General features: G+C 46.6%; 14 protein-coding genes. 6 read left to right on the forward strand and 8 right to left on the reverse strand.

Annotated elements, in window-relative coordinates; all coding sequences use genetic code 11:
• Positions 1–112 precede the first annotated feature (112 nt).
• Together I8U27_RS19595 and I8U27_RS19600 are read left to right on the forward strand one after the other, a co-directional pair.
• Positions 113–1,237: a mandelate racemase/muconate lactonizing enzyme family protein gene (locus I8U27_RS19595; protein WP_181754947.1), complete on the forward strand. Its 1,125-nt coding sequence runs from the start codon at positions 113–115 to the stop codon at positions 1,235–1,237.
• A 155-nt stretch (positions 1,238–1,392) separates the two neighbouring features.
• Positions 1,393–1,668 carry a 2TM domain-containing protein gene (locus I8U27_RS19600; protein ID WP_181754946.1) on the forward strand — a complete coding sequence of 92 codons (276 nt, stop codon included), beginning with the start codon at positions 1,393–1,395 and terminating at the stop codon, positions 1,666–1,668.
• 84 nt (positions 1,669–1,752) lie between these two features.
• On the opposite strand, the gene I8U27_RS19605 is transcribed toward I8U27_RS19600, so the two are convergent.
• The 8 genes from I8U27_RS19605 to I8U27_RS19640 form a co-directional block, all read right to left on the reverse strand.
• Entirely contained in the window at positions 1,753–2,787 is a 1,035-nt protein-coding gene (locus I8U27_RS19605; protein ID WP_181754945.1) for a dienelactone hydrolase family protein, read from the reverse strand.
• Between the two features lie 60 nt (positions 2,788–2,847).
• Positions 2,848–5,538, reverse strand: a complete 2,691-nt coding sequence (locus tag I8U27_RS19610; protein ID WP_198065917.1) for an Ig-like domain-containing protein — start codon at positions 5,536–5,538, stop codon at positions 2,848–2,850.
• 160 nt (positions 5,539–5,698) lie between these two features.
• Positions 5,699–7,279 (reverse strand): extracellular solute-binding protein, encoded by a 1,581-nt coding sequence (locus tag I8U27_RS19615; protein ID WP_181754944.1) that lies wholly within the window; start codon positions 7,277–7,279, stop codon positions 5,699–5,701.
• 85 nt (positions 7,280–7,364) lie between these two features.
• A complete protein-coding gene (locus I8U27_RS19620) occupies positions 7,365–8,252 on the reverse strand; it encodes a carbohydrate ABC transporter permease (RefSeq protein WP_181754942.1) in 888 nt (295 codons plus the stop codon).
• 12 nt (positions 8,253–8,264) lie between these two features.
• Positions 8,265–9,230, reverse strand: coding sequence for an ABC transporter permease (locus tag I8U27_RS19625; protein WP_181754941.1), 966 nt, complete (start codon positions 9,228–9,230; stop codon positions 8,265–8,267).
• Between the two features lie 25 nt (positions 9,231–9,255).
• Positions 9,256–10,515, reverse strand: coding sequence for a DegT/DnrJ/EryC1/StrS family aminotransferase (locus tag I8U27_RS19630; protein ID WP_181754940.1), 1,260 nt, complete (start codon positions 10,513–10,515; stop codon positions 9,256–9,258).
• Positions 10,516–10,663: 148 nt separating this feature from the next.
• Positions 10,664–11,926, reverse strand: coding sequence for a response regulator transcription factor (locus I8U27_RS19635; RefSeq protein ID WP_181754939.1), 1,263 nt, complete (start codon positions 11,924–11,926; stop codon positions 10,664–10,666).
• Positions 11,904–13,649, reverse strand: a complete 1,746-nt coding sequence (locus I8U27_RS19640; RefSeq protein ID WP_181754938.1) for a sensor histidine kinase — start codon at positions 13,647–13,649, stop codon at positions 11,904–11,906. The genes I8U27_RS19635 and I8U27_RS19640 overlap by 23 nt, the downstream gene beginning before the upstream one ends.
• 390 nt (positions 13,650–14,039) lie before the next feature.
• Here I8U27_RS19640 and I8U27_RS19645 point away from each other — a divergent pair, with 390 nt between their 5' ends.
• The 4 genes from I8U27_RS19645 to I8U27_RS19660 all read left to right on the forward strand — a co-directional run.
• Entirely contained in the window at positions 14,040–15,497 is a 1,458-nt protein-coding gene (locus I8U27_RS19645) for a polymorphic toxin type 43 domain-containing protein (RefSeq protein ID WP_181754937.1), read from the forward strand.
• 154 nt (positions 15,498–15,651) lie between these two features.
• Positions 15,652–16,185, forward strand: a complete 534-nt coding sequence (locus I8U27_RS19650) for a hypothetical protein (protein WP_181754936.1) — start codon at positions 15,652–15,654, stop codon at positions 16,183–16,185.
• 527 nt (positions 16,186–16,712) lie between these two features.
• Entirely contained in the window at positions 16,713–17,027 is a 315-nt protein-coding gene (locus I8U27_RS19655) for a contact-dependent growth inhibition system immunity protein (protein ID WP_181754933.1), read from the forward strand.
• Positions 17,028–17,100: 73 nt separating this feature from the next.
• Positions 17,101–17,428 (forward strand): transposase (locus I8U27_RS19660; protein WP_181754931.1); only part of this gene is annotated, 328 nt, incomplete at its 3' end.

Consider the following 17,428-nt stretch of genomic DNA (forward strand, 5'->3'; position numbering starts at 1 on the left):
AAAAGTCCACCCCCTATGAATGATGGATATTCACTTTTCAAAGAACGAGTTTTAACTGGAAATGGATTGTTTTTGAGGATTTAAACTTACTATACGAGGTGAGGGTAAAGGTATGAAAATCACCAATATTGAGGTATTTCCTTTAACATTGCCAATGAAACAGAACTTCTCCATTTCAGGGGGGAAGGTAGGGGATCAGTCACAGGGGGCGCCCCATGTTTATGTCAAAATCACCGATGACCGCGGGGTGGAAGGATGGGGGGAAGCCCGGCCCAGCCACCGCTGGAGTTATGAGACCCTCGAATCGGTCACAACCACCATCAACCATTATCTGAAACCGGCTCTGACCGGCGAATCAGCCACTGATTTAAACCGCATCCACCAAAAGATGAACCGGGAAATCGCCGCCGGATTGAACAAAGGCATGCCCATCGCAAAGGCGGCCGTCGATATGGCCCTCCATGATTTAATTGCCAAAAATAACGGAACCCATCTGCCCGGACTTTGGATGGGAACATATAAAGACTCGATCCGCCTTTCCTACCTCATCAGTACAAACGATCCCGAACAGGCACACAAAAAAGCACAATACGCCAAAGAGAATGGTTTCCTTGCCGTTGATGTCAAAATTGGTTTAAATCCGAAACAAGATGTCCGGGTCCTGGAAGCCGTTAAACAGGCGGCACCCAATCTGTACTTTCGGGTGGATGCCAATCAAGCCTATGATCTCACACAGGCTGTTCGCCTGTCCCGGGAAATGGAACGAATCGGGGTAGACGTATTTGAACAGCCCCTGAAAGCAAACAACCTGCACGGCCATGCTGAATTGCGAAGAAAAACCGTCATTCCCATCGCTTTGGATGAGAGCATCTGGACAGCCGGTGACCTGATTCAGGCGATCCGTATGGAAGCATGCGATATGGCCGTCATCAAGGTGACGAAAATGGGCGGACTCCGGGAAGCGAAGCTGTGTGGCGAGATCGCGAAAGAAGCCGGTCTGGGCTTGTTGGGAGGCGGATTAACTGAGTCTTCTCTGGGATTGACAGCCAGTGCACATCTATTTAATTATCTGGATATCCAAATTCCCGTGGATCTAAATGGCCCCTTCTTTCTCGATGATGACCCGGTCGCAGATGGATTGCAGGTTGAACAGGGAACGGTCCGTTTGTCCGGCCTGAACGGAATCGGATGCACCATTTCCGATGATAATCTGCAAAAATATTTAATGAAAAGTTGACCGTCGCCACAGGATCGCAAACAGGAGAAAGGCTGGTAATCAGTCTTTCTCCTGTTTTCTTTGGCAAACTTAATGAATATAGAAATAATTTACAAAAATAATCACATATATTAAAATATATTATAGCCAAATTTATTCAGACAGGCGTGATTATTTTGAACGAGGAACAAATACGCAGATATGCTGAAAAAAGGGTGCGCATGAAACAGGGGTTTTATTACCATTTGTTGGCATTTATTTTAGTTAATTTGCTTATAACCATGATGCGTGTAATGACTGAAGGGATTCATTGGACATTGATTTTTCCTTTCCTGCCGTGGTCGATCGGATTAATATTCCATGGATTTTTTACTTTTGTCGGAGGAGATCCCATTTCGTTTGAAAGCAAAGTACAGAAAGAGATGGAACGTCTTAAAAGCCAGATGAAGTGAGCGGATTGGAAACAGCGTAAGGGGCGGTTTCTGCCTGATGGAATGACAAAAGGCGGAAACTGCCCCTTCTTTCCGGTTCAAACGCTACTCATCCTGGACATCTTTTAACCACTTATCCAAAAAGTTGTAAGCCATTTCCCGAATCTCCTCAGGAAAATCGTGGCCGCTGTTTCCGATTAAAGAGACAAATCGGTCCCCGACACCGAGCCATTGATAGAGTCGGGTTAAATCTAACAAAGCTTCGGCCGACGACTGCCAGTGCGGAAAAATCGTATCCTGCTGCCCGATCCAGTTGAAAAAAGGAACCGGAGCAAGTGCCGCAATCTCGTGCCATTCAAACGGAACCTGCCCCCCGTTCACATCTTCGCTCAGTTGCGGTATATGGGATAGCCAGTCTCTTTTCCCCCAGCGGTGGGGATCGGGGTCACCGGTGAAAGTACAAAAGCCGCAGCTGGATACGACCGCCCGGATTCTTTTGTCGATCCCGGCCAGAAAGAAGGCGTTATAGCCACCCTTGGAATGCCCGATCGCTCCGATCCGTCCCGGGTTGACAAAAGGCAGCCGGCACAGAAGGTCAATCCCCTGGCGATGGTCAGCCAGCATTTTGCCGGTTGCTGTCCACTCGGGATGCTCCTCGTAAAATGGGGCCGTGCAATAAGGTTTATATCCCTGATAGATCCGTTCCCCCATTGTGATCGTATCCGGGGCCAGGACAATATACCCTCTTTTCGCCAGTTCCAAGCCGTACCTGCGGTTTTCTCTCCCTCCGGGGGTGGCGATGTCCGCTTTTCCTTCTTCAACAGTAGGATGAAGGGCCAGTACCGCAGGGAGTCCGGCACCGGACCCCTTCATATCCAAAGAGCGGGGGATTAACAGGTAAGCTGTCACCTTATCATTGTGAACCGTATTGTAAACAATGTGTTGACACCTGTACCCATCCCCTGCTGTTTCAGACAGAATCCGGTACTGAACCGGGACGGGATCGGGCAGCCCGCCCAGATAAAGGACCCATTTTCGCAGAATGCCGCTTCGTTTCGCCTCCCACTGCTCTCTGTTTTTGATGTTTGTTAAAAGAGAGGGGATTCCTTTTGCATGAAGATCGGATAAACGGTAGCCCATCCGCGTCCCTCCTCTGTTTGGCTGCACCCTGAGCACTCCGGCAGCATCTTACGGTCCGCATCACTGTTCCACTTTCACGATACATGTCGCCGTTTTTCCGCCATCATCCGTCGTTACAGTGATCACAGCAGTTCCCGGAGCCACTGCTTTGACCTGCCCGTTTCCGTCTACAGTCGCCACTCCGCTGTTGCTCGATTCCCAGGACACATCTTTATTTGTGGCGAAAGAAGGTTCAACCGTTGCTTTCAGTGCAGCTGTCTCCCCGATGGATAAAGATAATTCTGTCCTGTCGAGCACAACTCCGGTGACGGAAACGGTCGGGTCTTCAATCGTGTAACGCCACAGGGTATTTCCGTATGGAATACTTTGCCCGTCCTTAAAGTAAAAGTTGCCCATCCTGTCCCGGGCCAGCCGGTAAGATCCCTGTTCCCGGAGTATGGTAAGTTTCTTCGTGCCGCTGTTGATCTTGAAAAATATACCGCTGACAGTGCCGTAAATATGGCCGTCTTTCCCTACATCCAAACGGGCGCCCCCGCTCGAAAACGGTGCACCACCAACCTGATCGGCAAATTTTTCCTCCTTGTAAATCACCTGCCTGGTATCGGGATCAAAGATAAACAATGTCCTGTGTGCCAATCCCCAGATGTTTCCGTCAGGGCCGACCGTTAAGGCTGGAACCGCCGTTTGGCCGGGAACGGGTACAGTTTCAAACGTTTTCTCTCCACTCTCCACATCCCAGACAAACAATTTCGCTTCTTTCTCCACTGGATCTTGTCCAAGTCCGCCGGCAATACTTGTTCCGGCATATACTTTTCCGTCTTTATAGGCAAGGGAAACGATACTCTGGTTCTCCACAATGTGGCGGTGTATGTCTACCTTTCCGCTTGCGAAATCATATACTGAAAACGCCCCGCCCAACTGGCCGTAATACGGCACTGTCCCGATAAACAGCTTACCCTCTTGTTCCGATCCGACCATCGCCACCGGGCGGTCTTGTTCCTCACTGTACAAATCAAATAATAGTTTGGGGTTGATGTTGCTTCTCCACGGTTGACTGACATCATACTCATATATTTTTGCATGTCCATAAACACCAAAAAACATTTTTTGACCAACGGACGTCATTCCTTCCACTTGACCTAACCCCGTGTACTGTACGGTCTTACCCTTCGCTGGTGAATAGACACCTACTCCGCCGGATAAATAGCCGCCGCTGTAAATGTTACCATCAGGTCCTGCACCCACATGAAAGATGTCAGTGGGCTGTTTAGGCAAAGGAACCGTGAATGTTTTTAAACTGTTTGTCTGTGAGTTGTATTTAAAGGCTTTTCCTGTATAGTTGCCTGCGAAACCGAACAGGGTGTAACCGGGGAATTCCGAATCATCTAACCGTACATAACCCCAACCGATGGTATTCGCTTTCAAGTCAACATCATTCCCGCCGACTTTCACCTTTTCTGATGTTTTCGACTCCAGGTTGTAGGCATACAAAATTCCTCCGAACGTATAATAAACGGCCTTCCCATCCGGTGATAACGGGCTGACGCCTCGCGAATGGACATTCATCTTGGCCTCAATTTCTCCTGTTTTGACATCCATGACGAGCATTTGATAATTCGGGTCAAGTTTGATAAACAGTTTTCCGCCTTCTAAATCCAGATCGTAGACAGAGGTATAATTGGCATACTCGGCAGGTAACATGTTTTCTTTTTTCCCTGTTGCAATATCGTATTTAATGAGGTGCGCGTGTTGGCCGACGCCGGCGTACAGGGCATGTTGCTCAGGATCGTAAGCCAGACTCAGCACATACTCTTCCCCTTCTACCATCGTCCCGAAATCGGTGAAGCCTTTGTTTGGATCATATTCAAAAGCATGTCCGCCATAATATGTGCCACCGTACACCTTCCCGTTTTTTCCGGGGATCAAGCCGTAAATCACTGTTTGCTTCGGGACGGGTTGGCCCAAATCTTCCACGCGGTCCGCACCGGGCATGTACTTGTACAAATGTCCGTTTGGATAGGTTCCGACATAGGCGGCCCCATCACTCGCCACTGTGATTGCCCAGGCCCCCGTTGCCCCCGGAAGATCCAGCACCTTCAAAATCTCTTCCGATTTAGCATCGACAACCACCAGCTTTCCCGGATCTCCGACCACCACCGTGTAAACCACGTCATTTCCGGATAAATCATGGCCAAAGGCAGCGGTCATGATCGTGAGATTGGACACCTGGACACCTAGATTGGTAAAAGCCGGTTGAGCTATAACAGTTGCCTTTTTCTTCGCCAGGATTTCCCCGCTTTGATCAATCAGTTTAAAGGTGATCACATAGGTCCCTGTTTTGGAGAACTTAAACGTCCACTCGGTCGTTTCCTTATATACAGCGGGCAAATCAAATCCCGGACGGCCCCAGTCCCCCCGATTTTTAAAGGAATGGATCTTATTCCCCTGATCGGTTGCTCTAAAAAGGACATCTCCCGGACCGGACGTTTTTTCAAAGCTGATATAAACACTTTCGTAGCCGCTTTTGCCGGGTCTCTCCGTTTGCAGCGTCACAGGTACTTGAACATATTCACCAACCCCGATCCGGTCAGGCCAATCGTAGCTGAATTCGTAAGTGGAATGGTGTCCATGGTTACCTGTTTTTTTCCCTGCCGGCGATTTGTTTGCAGTGGCCACTGACACGGGAAAAATCGTCATGGACACTAAAAGGAAAGCAACGAAAATAGTTAAAGCCTTCGGTGACATTTTCATGCAGCAAGCCCTCCCCTTTCGTTTCTCTCAACCCTTCCCAAGACCGAAAATATAAAATATTCTATATAATTTTTATACAATCCGCCATGGGTGGCGGAAGCAGCCGGAGGGCATGCATTTTCCCTCCAACTGCTTTTGCAGCACCTCTGTTCCGCTCCCCTTATTTGAAATCCTCCACTTTAAAGCCCACCGCCCGGATCTGCTCCACATATGATTGGAAAACTGCCTGGCCTTTGTACTTGGTCAATAGCTCCTGGCGATATTTCGGCCAGTTTTTGCCCGATTTCTCATCAAACAGCAATTTCGCCTGGTATTCATTCATTTTGGCCCGGAAGTCAGCGAGGTTCAGCCCTTTTGGAGGGGTGACGTTTGTCCCGATGGATGGTATTTTTGGATAAGATTTTATGGTCTCCACAATGTTCCGGTCACGGTCCGTCATCCGCGGATCAATCACTTCCAGACCGAGCACTTCCGGAGCATTTGGGGTAAAGCAATCATATATATCGAGAAAATTGCCTTTTTCCACAATATCTTTCTGGATCGCATCCGGTTTCAGGGTGATTTTGTTGCCCTCACGGGTGTAATGTTTTCCTTCAATACCATAATGAGTGAGAAGAAACCCTTCTTCACTGGCAAGCCAATCCAATATTTGCACCGAACGCTTAATTTTCTCCGGCTCTTGATCAGCAACTGATTTCGGGAAGAGAAATGCCGTCTCAGGCAGGTTTTCTGACCAAATCCCGGGCTTATCCTTAAACGGGTTAAAAGGAATCCAGTCAGCTTTGGGATCAATCGCCTTTGACTTATTCTGCAGACTGTTCGGGTTTGAATCAAGTATTAAGTCCCGCGTATTTCCCGCGACAATCCCGACTTTCCCCTGTGCAGCCCGGTCAATATGGGCTGTGCCTTCATTTAAAAACCAGTCGGGGTCAATCGTCCCCTCTTTCATCATCCCAACCGTTTCATCAATCACTTTTTCGATCCGGGGATCAGATTGAACATCGATCAGTTTCCCTTTATCAATCATAAACACGCCGATCAAATCATTGTGAATATACTGAGGCAAATCGATGGAAAGCTTCTCACCGTTACCTGATACCGATATGCCATAGGTATCCTTTTTGCCGTTTCCGTCGGGGTCCTTAAAGGTAAAGGCGCGCATGACATTCATCATGTCATCGTAGCTTTCCGGAACCTGTAACCCCAGCTTATCCAGCCAGTCTTTCCGGATATAGTACGAACGGTATACATTCCGGTCAAACGGAACCGGGGCGCGCACAAACTTCTTCTCAATCGCATAACGTTTTAACTCTTCTTCTTTGACCCATTTAAAATAATTGGGCACCGTTTCCGGAGAGACAAACGGTGTCATATCAGCCAGTACACCGTCTAAAGCCAGCTTTTGTGAGGTGACCCCCAGCGTCATAAACATGTCCGGCACATCACCGCTGGCAACTTTCACATTTAACTGATTATCCCGGTCCGGACCGATCGGCATATACTCCATTTTTAAATCCACATTAAACTTTTCTTCAATCTTTTTTTTCACAAAATCATTTTGTGCATCCGGCAATACCGAGGTCGCCTCATCAACCACCGTAAACCATTTTAACTCCAGTTTCCCCCCGCTGTTCCCCTGGTTGTTCTCTTTATCATTTGCTTTTTCTCCGGTAAGAAATGAACAACCGCTAAGAGAAAGAGTAAAAATGAGCAGCAAAATGGCCAGACGCTTCAAGTTCATCTCTTCTTTCCTCCCTTTTCCCGTTGTGAATCTCACCTTTCAGGCCAAATCGATCCATCTGGCGGCATTTCATCTTCGCACCGGTTCATTCCTTAATCGACCCGAGCAAAAATCCTTTCACAAAATACTTCTGGACAAACGGGTAAATCACAATCACCGGTAAAATCGTGACGACCACTGCTGCCATTTGCAGCGTTTCCGGGGGAAGCTGTTGAAGCATTGTCGGGTTTTGCGTCAACAGTTCCTGGCTTACGCTCTGCGCCTGCAACATATTCCTCAGTACCACTTGCATGGGATAGAGTGTTTTGTCCGTAATGTACATAATCCCCTGAAAATAAGCGTTCCAGTGTTGAATGCCATAAAACAGGGCCATGGTCGCCATAATCGGCTTTGACAGCGGCAGCACAATCCGGAACAGGGTTTGGAGTTCCCCGCAACCGTCAACTTTGGCCGCATCTTCAATCTCTTCCGGAAGGTTCTCAAAAAAAGTTTTCATAATCAGCAGATTAAAAGCTGAAACGAGCCCCGGAATAATCAGCGCCCACACGGTATTCAGCAGCCCCGTCGCCCGTACAACGAGATATTGCGGAATGATTCCCCCGGAGAATAGCATGGTAAACACGACGATAAACAGGAAAAAGTTCCGTCCGGGCAATTGTTTCTTTGACAACGGATAAGCAAGCAGGGTAGTCACAATCACGTTTAAGGCTGTTCCCACAACCGTCACAAACACGGAAACTTTGAGAGATTGCGGGATGACAGGGCTTTCAAAAATCGCCTTATACCCTTCCCAGGTCATTTTTTCAGGGAAAATGACAAACCCGCCGTTTTTAAGGACGACATCAATCGGCGTAACCGACATGACAAATACATAGTAAATGGGAAAGAGTGCGGCAAGTGAAAAAAGAATTAAAACAGTGTACAGGATGGCATCCACAACACGGTCCGCTTTTGATTTATGATGTACAAACATACCGTCACCCCCCTACCAGATCCCGGATCCCCCAAAGCGCTTCGCCAGTTTATTTGCGCCTATGACCAGGACCAATCCGACAACACCTTTAAAGAAGCCGACTGCGGTTGCCAGGCTAAATTCAAGATTTTCCAATCCTCTTCTGAATACCCAGGTGTCAATAATATCTCCCGTTTCATACACTCTGGCATTGAGGAAAATATACACCTGATCAAAACCGGCATCCATGATATGCCCGATGCGAAGAATCAACAGCAGGATAAACACATTGCGAATGCCCGGCAGGGTAATGTGCCACAGCTGCCTCCAGCGTCCGGCTCCGTCGACAACTGCCGCTTCGTACAGCTGGGGATTGATGGTCGCCAGCGATGCCAAGTAAATCACCGCTCCAAAACCGGTTGATTTCCAAACGTCACTCGCAACCAAAATGGTCCGGAAATATTCCTGGTTGGTCAAAAAATCAATCGGGTCATATCCCATACTGCGGAGCAGCGTGTTCACCAACCCTGACTCGGGGGCTAAAAAGGAAAATGTCAACGCATATACGATCACCCAGGACAAAAAATACGGTCCGTAAGTAATCGTCTGCACCGTGCGCTTAAACCAGCGAACGCGAATCTCATTTAAAATAATTGCCAGCAGCAAATCGGGCAACATGCCGAAAATGATCCGGTACAGGCTGATAATCAATGTGTTTCTTATGGTTCTGTAGATATCGGGAGTGGTAAAAATCTCCTCAAAATGTTTGAGCCCAACCCACGGGCTGTAAAAGATCCCGTCTGACAAATTAAAATCTTTAAAGGCGATCACAACGCCTGCCATGGGGAGGTAATGGTAAATGAGAAAGTATAAGAGGCCCGGAAGCATCATCAAATAGTACCAGCGGTACCGGTAAACCTTCCGCCCAAGACGGGACACCTTTGTTTGCTTTCGAGTAAGCAAATCTGTTCCTGTGTCAGTTGCCGTATGATTGGCCATATCAGCCCCCCCCTCTTTGTATGAGCTAAATCCCCAATCCGCGATATACCTTGGATACACCTTCAATCATTTCATGAATATCTTGCTCGGTTAGCAGCGGACTGACCGGCAGATAAACGGTTCTCGCCATAAGATCGGTCGCACGGGGGCACATGTGCTCCGAGTAGACAACCGGCCGTTTAAAGGGATAGTTAAATGGAAATCCGCCGGCATCTGAGGTACGCTGGTGCAATATTTGCGGCACCATATAGATGGGCTTCCCTCCGTACAACAGTGAAACGCCTATGTTTTCCGCTTGAAGAGCTTTCACAAATTTGCCGGCAATCTCTCCGGAAGGAAGAATCATCCCCAGGTTGGAGCCAATATCCCCGGCTTCATCAACCGTTTCGCGAAACTTTATGTTCGGGATTTGCGCAGTTAATCCATCGCGGATGGTCCGGTAATTGTTTTTCATCCGGGCAAGGATCACGTCCAGCTTGTTCCACTGGGCAGACAATACAGCACCCGTGATTTCGCTCATCCGGTAATTTTGCCCGACAAAAGCGTTTGTTTCTTCATGAGGGTTCAGCCCGTACCGCTCCCGATCCCGAAACAATCCCTGGTCATGATAACGGACCGCACGTTCAAACCACTCACCGGAACCCGTCACCACCGCTCCGCCTTCACCCGCTGATAATATTTTGTTCACCTGAAAACTAAATGCTCCGATATGGCCGATGGTCCCCAAGTATCTGCCTTTATATTTAGCCCCGCAAGACTGTGCCACATCTTCGACAACATAAAGATTGCGCTCTTGTGCGAACGCCATGACCGCATCCATATCACACGGGTTTCCCAGAATCGGAACAGCTATAATCGCCTTTACTTCCTCATCCGTGACGCGGGCTAAATCGTGCGGATCCAGATTTAAACTTTCGTCAACATCACAAAAGACAGGTACCGCGTTACAACAAATAACCGCACCGGCAGTTGCGATAAATGTGTTGGCAGGGACAATCACCTTATCTCCGTACCCGATTCCGAGTGCCTTCAGTGCCACGATCAAGGCGGCCGTTCCGGAGGAAACTCCAAGTACATAAGGGACACCCAGATCTTTTGCCATTGCTTCTTCAAACCGGCGTACCGCAAACTGCACATCAGGCCCGTAATAACGAAAAGGCGATTTCGCCAGAATCGTCTGTGCGGCCTGTTCCGCTTCCTCCTTCCCCATCATCACGGCTCCGGGATAGTTGGGAGGCAAGGGCTTACTCCGGGCCGGCTTCCCCCCGTTGATGGCAAGTTCCATTCAATATCAACTCCCTGCAAAAAGGTTCTGTTATGCCTGGAGCAAATCGTTTCAACATCAGAGTTTTTGATCTAATTTAAATTTTATAAAAACACCTTTTGCAGCAAAAGGTGTTTTTGATGACAAAGCAGTCTACGATTTTTACATTCTACTCTGACGGTTTCTTTTTTTGAGGGCAAAGGTGAACATTATTGACTTCTGCCTCAGCGCTGTTTCGCCGAAATTCCCCTGGAGTCATGCTGAATTGTTTTTTAAACACCTTGAGGAAATACTTGCTGTTGGAGTAACCCACCCGGCCTGCGATCTCGTACACGGGCAGGTCGGTACGTAATAATAACTGCTGTGCCCGCTCCAGACGGTAGGAAGTCAGGTAATCTGTAAACAATTTGCCTGTCTCTTTATAAAACAGCCTGCTAAAGTAGGAAGGGTTCACATGAATATATCTGCTTACCTTTTCCAGTGTCAGGGGAGCCATATAATGTTCATGCATATATGAAAGAGCCTTTAAAATCAACGGATGACAGCGCATATTCCGCTGTGCCGCCTCCCATCGCTCATGCAGCTCCCGGCTCAGCCGCTCATAAACAGAATGCATCTGGAGAACATCGCCCGGCTGGTCTGCAACTTCCCATAAAAGCTGCCATCCGAACCGGTCCGCATATTGCGCAAACCGGTGAAATGTTTTTGCAGGGCAAGCAGGAGAAAGAAGCAGCCATTCATTTTTTTCCTTTAAAAAAACCGGGGACCTGTCTGTTTCTTCCATATGTTTGCGCATAAACGAGTGAACTGTTTCTTCCTCTGATAAAAAGGGAGTGTATTCAGACCCGGACCCACGGTGAGAGAGAATACGAAAAACACATAAATACAGGGCTTCATCCATTATTCCGGCGTTATGTAACATGCGGGTGATATGGGGTTCCAACACAGCGGAGCCATTGGTTACGATATGTTTTAACGCCTTGTTTAAAAGCGCCTCACGGCTTGCCCCGGCAACGTCCGTAATCAATTGCTGGTATTTCTCGATCGACCGCTTCTTATCCAACTCCTCAGCCACTTTTTTTAAGGTGTTCACAAGTTCGGCAGGGGTCATGGTCGGCTTATGGATATAATCGCGTACCCCCAGTTGCATCGCCTGCCGGACATACTGAAAATCATCGTAGCTGCTCAGAACAATCACTTCACACGGCAGCTCCTGCTTGCGAATCGTTTGCACAAGCGCCAGCCCATCCATCACCGGCATGCGGATATCTGTCAAAACAATGTCGACACGATGACGGCGGAATATCTCCAGGGCCTCCTGCCCGTGTGAAACATCCGCAACCAGATGAAAACCGTTCCCTTCCCAGTCCACAATCGCTTTCATTCCCGAGCGGGCCAGCAGCTCATCCTCAACCAGTAAAACGTTCCACATCGGTTTGACCCTCCCTCTCTTTCATGATGACCGGCCAGACCACACGCACCTCTGTTCCCTGATTCGGGCTGCTTTTGATCTTTAAATCGGCGGAGGCGCCAAACTGCAAGCGCAGACGATCATACACATTGCTCAACCCGACCTTGTTGAAGTTCTCCCCCTGTTTGGATTGTTTCGCCGGTAACAGCAGCCTGCGTTGTTCCTCTTCAGCGATACCAACCCCGTTGTCCCGGATCACCGCAACATTGGCCTGATCACAAACAGACACCTTCACCTCAATCAGCCCTTTTTGATTCGACGGAACAATCCCGTGAAAGATGGCGTTTTCCACAATTGGCTGCAATAAAAAAGGGATTACCAGATGGTTTCCGATCCGTTCATCCACCTTAAGCCGGAATTGGAATTGATCGTTCCGCATTTTCATCAGCTCAACATAATGCTGCAGCAACTCCAGCTCCTTCTGTAATGTAATCAGAGAATCCTGGTTTTTCGCGCTGAATTTCAGCAGATAGACAAACGATGTAATCAGATCGGCTAGCCGGTGGTTCCCGTCCATCATCGCTGTGAAACGCAGCCCGTTTAAAGTGTTATACATAAAATGAGGATTAATCCGCGCCTGTAAAGCACTTAATTCGGCTTCCCGCTTCTGCCGCTCTTGCCTGCGAATATCTTCGACCAGCATTCCAATCTGATTCACCATATGGTTAAATCCGCGCGTCAACTCCCCAACCTCATCACGCTTCACAGAAAACAGGTCTTCTCCGCTATGAAATTCGCCTCTTTCCACTGCTTTCATTTTTACTCTTAACCGGTACAGCGGTTTCACAATTCCGGAAGTGATCAGATGGGCCAGAATGGACGCAACCAGCAATAACAGAACGGTTACTAAAATCATCACATTGCGTATTTGCCGGGACTCCCTGATTAAATCATCTTTTGAAGCGTAATAGGTAGATTTCCAGTGAGTAAATGAAGAGACAGAACTCACCTGCAGCACCTCATCCCCCTGCAACCGGGGATTCAGTCCAATACTCGCAACGACCGGCTTCCCCTCCTGGTCATAAATCACTAATTTATTTGAACCTGTGTTCACCCCCGCCAGCTTTTCCAGCGTTTCCACCTTCACATTAATCGCCAGCACACCGATCGGGTCCAGGGTTTCCAGGTTCTTAATCACCCGGCTAAAGGTCACAACCTCCTCCGGCCGTTTGTCATATTGATTGTAAAGCTGTTTTTCATCCCGTTTTCCGCTTAATACCCAGGCACCGTCCCTGGCAACCGTCTTCTTAAACCACTCCTCCTGTCTCCCATCATACGCCGAATTCCAGTATTTCTTCGGATGGTAATAATAATTCCGCCCGTTATTCCCGTAAATGATAATACTGGAGATCCCCGGCTTCAATTTATAGATTCCACTCAAAAAATTCATCATTTCAATCTCTTTGTCAAAATAGTCCCTCGTCCTCTGATGCCCCGGATTGACAGGCTCACTTACATTCTTTTGCACAATCGGCCTTTGAAAAATATTTAACGAAAGGTTTTCAATATCCGTAAAATACTGATCAAACTGCTGATTCGCCAGCTCTGAAACCGTATGAAACTGTTCAATCGACTTTTTTTCAAGAATACCTTTACTCTCCCAATAAATAACAATCGTAATCACCAACAGCGGGACAACCAACAACAGAACATAGCTGAGGAAGATTTTATTTTTTATGGTCACAGCAAAATCTCCCCTGTGCATCCGGATTTTAAAAATGTAGGAACGGTTCCACTGTTCTCATACTATTTTAACAAAATCTTTATTTTTCGTATATTTAATCTTTGACATCAACACCATGTCCTTAATTTGTTACTGATTTTATATATATTTTTCCTGATATAGAGATGAAATTTAGTTTCGCTTTGCCCTTTTGGGTGTTGACATACTTTTAAATATTGTAGAATAAGTCTTTATTTATGTATAATTTTAAAGAAACAATTTCTGTTATTTATTTTGTGAAGAGAGGTGAATCCGTTACGGAGCACGAATCACTGTACCATTGGGTTAATGGTCACAATATTCGTTTGAAACTGAAAGAATCAGCTTCCTGAACTCTCCGTAGCGATACAAATGGTTAACTATTTTCGGGTTATCATTATTTTACTTTTAACACTTGTTGGAGCCGGGGTCCTTGGCAGCGGTACCGTTTACGCCGATCCCAGCTTTGAGGTCCCCCGGATCGATGACCATTTCGACCCGGTTGAACAAGGTCCGGCACCGCAGAAAACACAGCCGGTGAGCCAGAATGCACAGGAAGAGGATGGCGTCTGGGATTGGATCAAGGAAAAAGCCTCCGGCGCCTGGGAGTGGACCAAAGAAACAGCATCGACTTACTGGGAAGTCAGCAAAAAAATGCCGTCTTATTATTGGAATAAAGCAAAAGAAGGGGATTGGTCAGCCGGGGCAATGGCAATCATCTCCTTGATTGCGGTCGTTGTGATCGGCTACCATCTGGGGGGATGGGATGCCATTGTTGCAACATACAAAGGGATTGTGAATATGATCAAACATCCCGATGAAGCTTTCAATCATCTCCTCTATGCCATTCAGCACCCCATCGAAACAGGAAAGGCCATGTGGAAATCCATCTCTGACTCATGGAAACGCGATGTCATCAATGGAGATGCAAGCAGCAGATCCCGCTGGGCTGGCAGAGTCGTCGGGGAAATAGGTTTAGCCATTATCGGTACAAAAGGAGCAGACAAAGCCAAACATATTGCCACCGCAAGCAAGATCGCACAAAAAGTAAGCTCAAAAGTGCCGGGCACCCATGCAGCGAAAAATCTGAAAACGAAATTCACCAACCTGTGGCACGGCAAGAAGATCAACGGAAAAATGGCACTCTTCTCCGGCCTGGCCGGGACAGCAATGGTGGCCGTCGGTTTCACTTACAGCATACCGTTTGTAAAGCCGTTTTTTAGGTATTTGGATAACTGTTTCTCGTATCAACAAACCACGGGTTATTACGCGGTGGTGTTGTCTCCTATTAATTGTTCAGATTCATCTGATGGTGCAGGGGGAGGTTCGGGTATTGCTGGGAATCCGAATGTGGATCAGGAGACGGGGGCTGATAATCGGAAAATAGTTGGTAGTATAGAGGGCAAAAATAATGATGGAGGTAAGGATAAGGGAACGGATAAAATTCCTACATGGAAAGGGTCTGGTCCAGCCCCTGGGGTACTTGGGGTAAATTCATCCTCGAAATCAGTGGAGGCAATTAAAAACTACTATCCGAAAAACTGGGGAATTGAATTTGTTTTTGATGCTAAAACAAATACCTTTGTAGTTGGTTCTCCAAAAAATGGAGGCTATGTAGGATCTCCTCATGAGAAGCTGGCACAAACTATAAATGCCGATGGAAGTAAAACTACTCTAGGTGGGACATTTAGTCGTGGACCCAATGGAGAGATAAGGACAACAGAAAATAGTGGACATTTCGGACGAAACTGGACACCAGAGTTAAGAAAACAGTTCAAAGAAGTTATGAAAAGCTATGGACTTCCCGTGCAGCATGAAGAATGGAAGTAAAACTATTCTGGATGGGACGTAGCCCCCAACGGAGAGATAAGGACAACAGAAAATAGTGGACACTATAGACGAAACTGGATAGAAACAAAAGAAAGTTTCTTAAAACATAATGAAGTCTGTGCTTCATATGAACAAAAAAGTTGGTGAGAAAGTAATGGATGAGCGTTTAAAATTGATATTTAACTCTGGCTTATTGGAAGCTGAGTATAGGGAGTCTACCCTGATTGATTCTAACATTAAGGTTAAGTGGCTGCCTGTCCTTCGTTGTGGCGAGACTCATAGGAATATGGGTCTTATAGAAGACGGGACCTGGGTTGTGGAGGAGAGCCCCGGATTGCGGCTCTTAAACAAAACGCGCTCCTTTATGCGTGTAGTCGTCCTTCTTGAACAACCAATGGATAAAGTTCGCGATGAGATTAAAGAATTTTTTTCACAGTTTAAAATTGATTTGGATATTGATCTAGTTTTTCCGTTTGTTGATGTAACTAGAGCAGGATTTGAGTTTGGTACTGAATACTGGGCTGAGTTAGCATTCAAATGGTACGAAAAACTTCCTCCCAAAGATAAGGCTTTGTTAAAGGCATCCTTGCTAACAATCAGCGATGTAAAATGGGCATCTCAGAAGTTACGTCACAAGGCCAAAAGAGAGTTAAAAACAATTTCACAGTATAACGAAAAAAGGTGGTAACTGGTACTACAGTGCCACCTTTCTCTAATTATTTGTTAGGTTACAATTTAGAAGCGTTGTGATTAATCAAACATCAACGAAGCAAAAAAGAAAAACATGATGGAGAAATGAAGCGAAATGGGGTTCAAACATGGCGAAGTCAACCCTGCACATTCCCCAACTGGGCTGTGGCGGTGCAGGAAATGGGACATTCGTTTGAGGTTTTGAATAATAGCTGTCATTGTCACTTGCTGCTGTACACGCCAAAGACGCCGACGCGGTCACGTCGAAGACCATGCCATTCTTTCATAACAGGAAAGGCCATGTGGAAATCCATCTCCGACTCATGGAAACGCGATATCATCAATGGAGATGCAAGCAGCAGATCCCGCTGGCTTGGCAATGCCGTCACACAAATCGGGTTATCCCAAAAGGGAGTACTCAGGTTAACAACTATAAAAAAGCGAAAATAGTATTGAAAAATGATGGGAAAGGTAGCTTTATTGTTTTAACAGGTTATCCAGAACCTTAAGAGAGGAGGACGAATAATGGGTCATAATCAATTTGATGATTTAAGCAATTTTTTAGGTGGACATTTTCACCAAGATATGGGATCACCAGAAGAAGCATTAGCAGAGTATATTAGAGAAACGAAAACGGAGTGGATCATTGAGTTAACTGAAACCATTTCTGCCTTTTTAAAAGATCACTCGATGAGTGAGGATGAAAAAAATAGGTACATTGAATCTCATGCAGAAGTTTATTTCCCATATTATCAAGTGTCCCCGGTAGAATGGCTTACAGATATTTTAAATCAATTAGAAGAAAGTATAAAGAGGTTGTTGCATTATCGTCATAAATAAATAGAAAAATCCGCCAATTTGTGGTTGAAATGAAAGCGCGACCCATCATCAAAACCACGGAGGCGGATTTATTATGAGTTTAGCACGACTTTCACCAAGAAACCATCCACTTTATCAAATTTTTCATTGTATTGATAATTTGATGATGCGTTTTGTGGATCGTTTGCCGCGACGCGGCAAACCCAAAAGATTTAGTGATGCAGAAATCCTGAAATGTCTTGTATACCAAGTGTTTTATCGTATTCGTAGTTTTCGGGAATTAGAGTGGAAACTAACTCAAGATTATTGGGCAAGACGAAGCATTGGATTAAAGGCTATTCCAGACCATACAACACTTTGTCGACGGGTTAAGCAAATGGAAGAATCATTGTATGCGAAGCTATATGAAGAGATTCTGACAG

Source organism: Paenactinomyces guangxiensis (genome assembly GCF_016055185.1).
Taxonomy (GTDB): domain Bacteria; phylum Bacillota; class Bacilli; order Thermoactinomycetales; family Thermoactinomycetaceae; genus Paenactinomyces; species Paenactinomyces guangxiensis.

What these genes read in the sequence shown, in the direction of transcription:
- I8U27_RS19595 (WP_181754947.1), top strand. Translation starts at nt 113, where the DNA reads ATGAAAATCACCAATATTGAGGTATTTCCTTTAACATTGCCAATGAAA.
- I8U27_RS19610 (WP_198065917.1), bottom strand. Translation starts at nt 5,538, where the DNA reads ATGAAAATGTCACCGAAGGCTTTAACTATTTTCGTTGCTTTCCTTTTA.
- I8U27_RS19630 (WP_181754940.1), bottom strand. Translation starts at nt 10,515, where the DNA reads ATGGAACTTGCCATCAACGGGGGGAAGCCGGCCCGGAGTAAGCCCTTG.
- I8U27_RS19625 (WP_181754941.1), bottom strand. Translation starts at nt 9,230, where the DNA reads ATGGCCAATCATACGGCAACTGACACAGGAACAGATTTGCTTACTCGA.
- I8U27_RS19645 (WP_181754937.1), top strand. Translation starts at nt 14,040, where the DNA reads ATGGTTAACTATTTTCGGGTTATCATTATTTTACTTTTAACACTTGTT.
- I8U27_RS19650 (WP_181754936.1), top strand. Translation starts at nt 15,652, where the DNA reads ATGGATGAGCGTTTAAAATTGATATTTAACTCTGGCTTATTGGAAGCT.
- I8U27_RS19620 (WP_181754942.1), bottom strand. Translation starts at nt 8,252, where the DNA reads ATGTTTGTACATCATAAATCAAAAGCGGACCGTGTTGTGGATGCCATC.
- I8U27_RS19655 (WP_181754933.1), top strand. Translation starts at nt 16,713, where the DNA reads ATGGGTCATAATCAATTTGATGATTTAAGCAATTTTTTAGGTGGACAT.
- I8U27_RS19635 (WP_181754939.1), bottom strand. Translation starts at nt 11,926, where the DNA reads ATGTGGAACGTTTTACTGGTTGAGGATGAGCTGCTGGCCCGCTCGGGA.
- I8U27_RS19605 (WP_181754945.1), bottom strand. Translation starts at nt 2,787, where the DNA reads ATGGGCTACCGTTTATCCGATCTTCATGCAAAAGGAATCCCCTCTCTT.
- I8U27_RS19615 (WP_181754944.1), bottom strand. Translation starts at nt 7,279, where the DNA reads ATGAACTTGAAGCGTCTGGCCATTTTGCTGCTCATTTTTACTCTTTCT.